Source organism: Pseudomonas sp. 05T35 (assembly GCF_056396605.1).
The window spans coordinates 1-7,591 of the sequence record NZ_JBFTLU010000209.1; the positions used below are offsets into that span (position 1 = coordinate 1).

At 60.2% G+C, this 7,591-nt stretch carries 5 protein-coding genes; 4 read left to right on the forward strand and 1 reads right to left on the reverse strand.

The genetic code is table 11. The annotated features are described in order from the left end of the window. The first annotated feature begins 50 nt into the window (after window positions 1-50). From glcD to hglS, 4 genes are all read left to right on the forward strand, one after another. Window positions 51-1,550, forward strand: coding sequence for a glycolate oxidase subunit GlcD (gene glcD, locus AC1DH9_RS16790; RefSeq protein ID WP_427536495.1), 1,500 nt, complete (start codon window positions 51-53; stop codon window positions 1,548-1,550). Beyond that, on the forward strand, window positions 1,550-2,608 hold the full coding sequence (gene glcE, locus AC1DH9_RS16795) for a glycolate oxidase subunit GlcE (protein ID WP_427536493.1): 1,059 nt from the start codon (window positions 1,550-1,552) through the stop codon (window positions 2,606-2,608). Before glcD ends, glcE begins: the two co-directional genes overlap by 1 nt. Window positions 2,609-2,611: 3 nt before the next feature. Next, window positions 2,612-3,829 carry a glycolate oxidase subunit GlcF gene (glcF, locus tag AC1DH9_RS16800; protein WP_427536491.1) on the forward strand — a complete coding sequence of 406 codons (1,218 nt, stop codon included), beginning with the start codon at window positions 2,612-2,614 and terminating at the stop codon, window positions 3,827-3,829. A 110-nt stretch (window positions 3,830-3,939) separates the two neighbouring features. Next, entirely contained in the window at window positions 3,940-5,337 is a 1,398-nt protein-coding gene (hglS, locus tag AC1DH9_RS16805; RefSeq protein WP_427536489.1) for a 2-oxoadipate dioxygenase/decarboxylase HglS, read from the forward strand. Window positions 5,338-5,533: 196 nt separating this feature from the next. On the opposite strand, the gene AC1DH9_RS16810 is transcribed toward hglS, so the two are convergent. Continuing rightward, the coding region (locus AC1DH9_RS16810) for an RHS repeat-associated core domain-containing protein (protein WP_477808454.1) at window positions 5,534-7,591 on the reverse strand (2,058 nt) is incomplete at its 5' end.

Sequence of the window (7,591 nt, forward strand, 5' to 3'; positions counted from 1 at the left end):
GGACCGAGCCGAACGCAGCCTTCGGCAGCTGCTACGAGGCTTGTCATCTGATGAACATTCTCTACGACGAACGCATCGACGGTGCCCTGCCCCCGGTCGACAAGGAAGCCTTGCTCAACGCCTTGCGCGAGCAGGTGCCGGAAATGGACATTCTCTACCGCGAAGAAGAACTCAAACCCTACGAGTGCGATGGGCTCTCGGCCTATCGAACCACGCCGATGCTGGTGCTGCTGCCGCGTTATTTCGAGCAGGTTCAGGCCGTGCTCAAACTCTGCCATGCCCATCGGGTGCCCGTGGTGGCGCGTGGCGCCGGCACCGGGTTGTCCGGAGGTGCGCTGCCGTTGGAAAAAGGCGTGCTGCTGGTGATGGCGCGCTTCAATCAGATCCTCCACATCGACTCCGCCGCCCGCACCGCTCGGGTTCAACCGGGGGTACGCAACCTGGCAATTTCCCAGGCCGTCGCACCGCTTGGCCTGTATTACGCGCCGGACCCGTCCTCGCAGATCGCCTGCTCGATTGGCGGCAATGTCGCGGAAAACGCCGGTGGCGTGCACTGCCTGAAATACGGCCTGACCGTCCACAATGTGCTGAAGCTGGAAGTGCTGACGATTGAAGGCGAACACCTGACCTTAGGCTCGGACGCACTGGACTCAGCAGGGTTCGACCTGTTGGCGCTGTTCAACGGCTCCGAGGGATTGCTGGGCATCATCACCGAAGTCACGGTCAAACTGCTGCCCAAACCGCAGGCCGCCAAAGTGCTGCTGGCGAGTTTCGACTCCGTGGAAAAAGCCGGAGGCGCCGTGGCGGAGATCATCGCTGCCGGGATCATTCCCGCAGGCCTGGAGATGATGGACAACCTGGCCTTGCGCGCCGCCGAAGACTTCGTTCACGCCGGTTACCCAGTGGACGCCGAGGCGATTCTGCTGTGTGAACTCGATGGCGTCGAAGCCGATGTACGCGATGATTGCCTGCGGGTTCGCGCTGTGCTGGAACAGGCCGGCGCCAGTGCAGTGCGCCAGGCCCGCGACGAGGCGGAACGGGTTAAATTCTGGGCCGGACGCAAAGCGGCGTTCCCGGCGATCGGGCGCTTGTCGCCGGATTACTACTGCATGGACGGCACCATCCCGCGATGCGAGTTGCCTCGGGTGCTCAAGGGGATTGCCGAGCTGGCCAGTGAATACGGCTTGCGAGTCGCCAACGTGTTTCACGCCGGTGACGGCAACATGCACCCGCTGATCCTGTTCGACGCCAACCAGCCCGGCGAGCTGGAACGCACCGAAGCCCTCGGCGGGAAAATCCTCGAACTCTGCGTCAAGGTTGGCGGCAGCATCACCGGCGAGCACGGTGTCGGCCGCGAGAAAATCAATCAGATGTGCGCGCAGTTCAACAACGACGAGCTGACGGTGTTTCACGCAATCAAAATCGCGTTCGACGCCAAAGGCCTGCTCAATCCCGGCAAGAACATTCCCACGCTGCACCGCTGCGCCGAGTTCGGTGCCATGCATGTCCACGGCGGACAACTGCCCTTCCCTGAACTGGAGCGTTTCTGATGCACACCGACCAGGACCGGGACGCCAGCGTGGAGTTACTTGAGCAAATCAACCAGGCCCGGGAGAACGCCACGCCGCTGCGCATTCAAGGCGCCAGCAGCAAGGCCTTCCTCGGCCGCGAGGTGGCTGGCGAGGTGCTCGACACCCGCGCCCATCGCGGCATCGTCAGCTATGACCCGACCGAACTGGTGATCACCGCTCGCTGCGGTACACCGCTGAGGGAGTTGCTGGCGGCGCTGGATGCGGCCGGGCAAATGCTCCCTTGTGAGCCGCCCTCCTTTGGTGAAGACGCCACGGTCGGCGGCATGATTGCCTCGGGGCTATCGGGCCCGCGTCGCCCATGGGCCGGTTCGGTGCGTGACTTTGTGCTCGGCACCCGGCTGATCACCGGCAACGGTAAACAGCTGCGTTTTGGCGGCGAGGTGATGAAAAACGTCGCCGGTTATGACCTGTCGCGGTTGTTGACCGGCAGCTTCGGTTGCCTCGGCGTGATCACCGAAGTCTCGCTCAAGGTCCTGCCCAAACCGCGCCAGTGCCTGAGCATCAGCCTGGAACTCGACAGCGCCCACGCCTTGAGCAAACTCGCCGAGTGGGGCCAGCAACCGCTGCCCATCAGCGCGGCGTGCCATGACGGCCGGCAATTACACCTGCGGCTGGAGGGCGGCGAAGGTTCGGTCAGCGCCGCCCATCAGCGCCTCGGTGGCGAGGTGCTGGACGCTCAATACTGGGAGGCGCTGAATGAACAACAGCTGGCATTTTTCGATGAAGGGCTGCCGTTGTGGCGTCTGTCATTGCCGAACAACATCGGCCCGCTGACGCTGCCCGGCGAACAGCTGATCGATTGGGCCGGTGCGCAACGCTGGTTGAAATCCGAGGCGCCGGACATTCAGTCACTGGCCGCGGATCTGGGCGGCCATGCGACGTGCTACAGCCACGGCGTCAGCGACACGCCGTTCCAGCCGTTGGCGCCGGCGCTGTTGCGCTATCACCAACAGCTCAAGGCCCAACTCGACCCTCAGGGGTTGTTCAACCCTGGCCGGATGTACGCGGAGTTCTGAAGCATGCAGACCACCCTCAGCGATCAGGCCAAACGCCTGCCCCGCGCGGCAGAAGCCGAAAGCATTCTGCGCACCTGCGTGCACTGCGGGTTCTGCAACGCCACGTGTCCGACCTATCAGTTGCTCGGCGATGAACTGGACGGCCCACGAGGGCGCATCTACCTGATCAAGCAAGTGCTCGAAGGTCACCCCGCCACCGCCCAGACCCAATTGCACCTGGACCGCTGCCTGTCGTGCCGCGCCTGCGAAACCACCTGCCCGTCCGGGGTCGATTATCACAACCTGCTGGACATCGGCCGCGCGGTGGTCGATCAGGCGGTGCCGCGCTCGGCGAGCCAGCGCGTGTTGCGTCAGGGCTTGCGGGCAATGGCGCCAAACCCCGGACTGTTCAAGGTCTTGTTGCAGATCGGCGCAACCTTCCGGCCGCTGATGCCGCGCGACCTCGAAGCCAAACTGCCGCGCGACGTGCCGCCAGCGGGAGAATGGCCAACCACGGTGCATGCGCGAAAAGTGCTGATGCTCGAAGGCTGTGTGCAGCCGGGTTTGTCACCGAACACCAATGCCGCCGCAGCTCGGGTGCTCGATCGACTGGGGATCAGCGTCAGCACCGTTCACCAGGCCGGATGCTGCGGAGCGCTGGACTATCACCTTGACGCTCAGGARCAGGGGCTCAATCGCGCCCGCCAGAACATCGACGTCTGGTGGCCCGCGCTGGAAAGCGGCGCCGAAGCCATCGTGCAAACCGCCAGCGGCTGCGGTGCGTTCATCAAGGATTACGGGCATTTGCTCAAGACCGATCCGGCCTACGCGGCCAAGGCCAAACGGGTCAGCGAGATGAGCAAGGACCTGGTGGAGATCCTGCGCGACGAACCCTTGGAGCGAGTGTGCGCGGCCACCGAACGACGAATCGCCTTCCACTGCCCGTGCACCTTGCAGCACGCGCTAAAACTCGGCGGTGCAGTCGAAGAACTACTGACCCGCCTCGGTTTCAACCTCACCAGCGTGCCCGACAGTCACTTGTGCTGTGGCTCGGCCGGGACGTACTCATTGACCCAACCGGTGCTCGCCCGGCAACTGCGCGACAACAGGCTCAACGCTCTGGAAAGCGGCCGGCCGGAGCTGATCGTCACCGCCAACATCGGTTGCCAGAGCCACCTCGCCAGCGCCGGACGGACACCAGTCCGGCACTGGATCGAGCTGGTGGATCAGATATTGCGTTGATCGCAGCAGTCATTTGCAGAATGAAGTTCAGAAGAAACTTCGTTTGTCAGCGTCGCCTGTGCCGAACAGAATCGGCCTACTCCACTGTCACTGCGCCGGGATTCGTGTTTATGAGCAACCACAACGTCGTCAGCCCAGACCTGATCCGCCAACGCTTCTCGCGAGCGATGTCAGACATGTACCGCGAAGAAGTGCCGCTGTACGGCGCCTTGATGGAACTGGTGGCGCAGACCAACGCCCAGGTGCTCGACAGCGATCCGGCGATTGCCCGACAGTTACGCAGCACAGGCGAAATCGAGCGCCTGGACCTGGAACGCCACGGGGCGATCCGCGTCGGCACCGCGCAAGAGCTGGCGACGCTCTGCCGCTTGTTCGCGGTGATGGGCATGCAGCCGGTCGGCTATTACGACCTGACGCCGGCAGGAGTGCCGGTGCACTCCACGGCGTTCCGCGCCGTGCATGAAGCGTCGTTGCAAGTCAGTCCGTTCCGGGTGTTCACCTCGCTGCTGCGCCTGGAACTGATCGAAAACCCCGAGCTGCGCACGTTTGCCGAATCGGTGCTGGCCAAGCGTTCGATTTTCACCGCGCAGGCACTGGCGCTGATCGAGCAGGCCGAACAACACGGCGGACTCAACGAGCAGCAAGCCGAGGATTTCGTCGAACAGGCACTGGAAACTTTCCGCTGGCACCACCGCGCCACTGTCACCGCCGCGCAATACCAGCAACTCAGCGCCCAGCATCGGTTGATTGCCGACGTCGTCGCCTTCAAAGGCCCGCACATCAATCACCTGACGCCGCGCACCCTGGACATCGACATCGTGCAGGCAAAAATGCCCGAACACGGCATCACCCCCAAAGCGGTAATCGAAGGCCCACCGCGCCGCCAGTGTCCGATCCTGCTGCGCCAGACCAGTTTCAAAGCGCTGGACGAACCGATTGCGTTCACCGATCAGCAGCAGGCCCACGGCAGCCACAGCGCCCGCTTCGGTGAAATCGAACAACGCGGCGCCGCACTGACGCCTGAAGGCCGTGCACTCTACGACCGCTTGCTCAACGCTGCCCGCGATGAACTCAAGGACTTCCCCAACGAAGCCAACGCGGCGCGCTACAACAGCCTGATGGAAGAGCACTTCAAAGCCTTCCCGGACAGCTACCGCGAAATGCGCGAACAGGGTCTGGCCTACTTCCGCTATTTCGTCACAGAGAAGGGCCTCGCGGCTGATGGCGACGAACTTGGGACAGCGTCGTTGCAAGGCTTGCTCAACGCCGAATTCATTCGCGCAGAGCCACTGGTGTACGAAGACTTTCTGCCGGTCAGCGCGGCGGGGATCTTCCAGTCGAACCTCGGGGATGCCGCGCAAACCCACTACGGCGAGCATTCGAACCGGCAGGCGTTTGAACAAGCATTGGGGCGGTCGACCATCGATGAACTGGCGCTRTATGCCGATACACAGCGGAGGTCGATTGAGGAGTGCTGCGCTGCGCTTAATTTGCCGCCGCTGAGCTGAACGGCGGCTCGCCCCACCGAACCCGGTACGACAGCCCTAGAAAAGGGCTGATTTTCAACCAGGCCAGCGTTTTTGGACCTCAAACGAAGAGGTCATTAAAAAATCGCTGGCGGTATGACTCACCCACATAGGTAACAACTCAGTTTTTGCGGCTGCCCTACCTTTTCCGGATAGAACGCCATGGGGTGTACTCCACCTAAATAGATGACCGTCGCAGAAGCGGAGGTCTTTTAGTGTACGACAGCCCGGAAGCATTTACGTTTTCAAACAAGTTACTAGGAAAACGAAGGCGCTGGGGAACACCAAATTCTGCATTAAGCAATTTTCTCCACATTTTAGTACCCGTCATTCTACTTGTGTCGGCCGCCCGGCGCTCAAGGCTTACCCCAAGAGACATTGATATTTTACGGAAGCTTTCCAGTGACTCTTCCAAAGACGACTCCTCTGCCTTTCCGAATTCGGAGTCTGAATATATCTGCACCCGCTGGATAGTCATGAGTTTCTCATTGATGGACTGCATAGACAGTGAAACATCGTGTCTGGCTAAGCTTTGAGCTTTTATTTGTGAAGGGCTCGGATACCGCCGCTTTACGGACCATGCGGTATTGTTCGAAGCCTCATATGCAGAGATGATCTTTTCAGTTGCCGCTTTGATCTGTTCTGATCCTGGAGGGGCCGCGATTATAGCATTTCCGAGATCGCGTCCTTCGACGGGACCTATCAAGATACCTGCCTTTGCCTCTAAAGGTGACATAGGTGCTGTCATCTCGACATCCACATCCATGTACAATGCACCCTTTTCTAGAAGCGCTACTCTGGCGATGTCACTTGCTGCCGCATAGTTTTTGAGTGGACCTGATCGTTCGCGCTCAAAAGCCGCCAGCAACTTTGGACCAGCGCTGTCGAATATCTCACTTACATTTCTGATATTTATTCGATGACTTAACATTTCCCGCATTGCTAAATGGCTGCCTTGGCCTGCTCTCCTATCGACCCAAAGAGTGCCTTTATAGCTTGGGTTATTAAACATAAATTTATTGATATTGATCGCGCTCCCTACTGATAGCGATCCCCCCATCCAAATCCAGTTGGCACTTTCCGGTATCGTCGACATGGCTCCCGAGCTGTCTATCAGGTTAATTGGATTATTATGAACCATTCCATATAGATTCAACCCATCAACAATCCCAGCCGGGTCTGGATTAATCCACCGCTGCAACCACGGTGCATAATACCGGAAGCCGTAGTAATACAACCCCGTCGCATCCCTTTCCTTACCCGAATAACGAACATACTTGTACTTGGCTTCAACCTGCGAACGCCCCATCCACCAGGCCGTACCGCCATACGCGTAATACCCCTCATAACTGATCAGGCTGCCACGGCCATCCAGTTCCAGCGTGCTACTGCCCAAATAGTCGTCGAGGCTGTAACGCAACTGATCTTCTTCGACGTCATCCGGCTGACCGTGCGCCCAATGCAGTAGCCGAACACTGCTACGTCCCGCCTGGACATTAAGCACGTGCAACACTTCGTCAGGGCTGTCCGCCCCATCGCTACGAATCTCCAGCCCCGGCAAATACCGAACCTCGGTTTTTCGGGTCACGCTCGCCGCCTGTGCATGACGAACCTTGCGCACTCGCATACCGGCACCGTCGTAGAGATAGCGCTCGCTGTCGTTTTGGCCGTTTGCCCGGGTCACCAACAGGACTTCGCTGAGTTGATTGCGCGCCGTCCAGCGCATCGCTTGTCCCGGCGCCAGAAACTTGAGATTGCCGTTGTCATCGAAACTCGCAGCAAAGTCCGGCTCTTGGCCCTCGACCTGGGTCAGCCCGCGATTGCTGCCGGCTTCAACAAGCATGGTGTGCGTGGGTTTACCGCTGTGATGCTGTGCGAGCAGATTGCCGCCTGCGTCATAACTCCAGGTCTGGCTGTAGTGCTGTAGTCGAGCAGGATCCGGGGGGGAGATCAGCTCGGGCAGTGCTGGACCATTGACGACTGACGCTACCTCACGCCCGGTGGCGCTGATCAATTGATTGAGCGAGTCGTAGCTATAGCGGTTGACCGGTTCGACACGTTGATTGGCAAACCAGGTGACCGGTTGGGACTCATCGGCCATGCGGATAATGTTACCCACCGGGTCATAGGCGTAATGCAGGTTTTGCAGGGTTCGTTCACCTTTACGCGCGAGCAACTGCAGCAGTCGGCCATCGGCGGGATCGTAGACGCTGCTGCTGCTGCTGACGCCATTGTC

Coding starts and splice junctions, on each gene's coding strand:
- glcD (WP_427536495.1), top strand. CDS start 51: ATGAACATTCTCTACGACGAACGCATCGACGGTGCCCTGCCCCCGGTC.
- glcE (WP_427536493.1), top strand. CDS start 1,550: ATGCACACCGACCAGGACCGGGACGCCAGCGTGGAGTTACTTGAGCAA.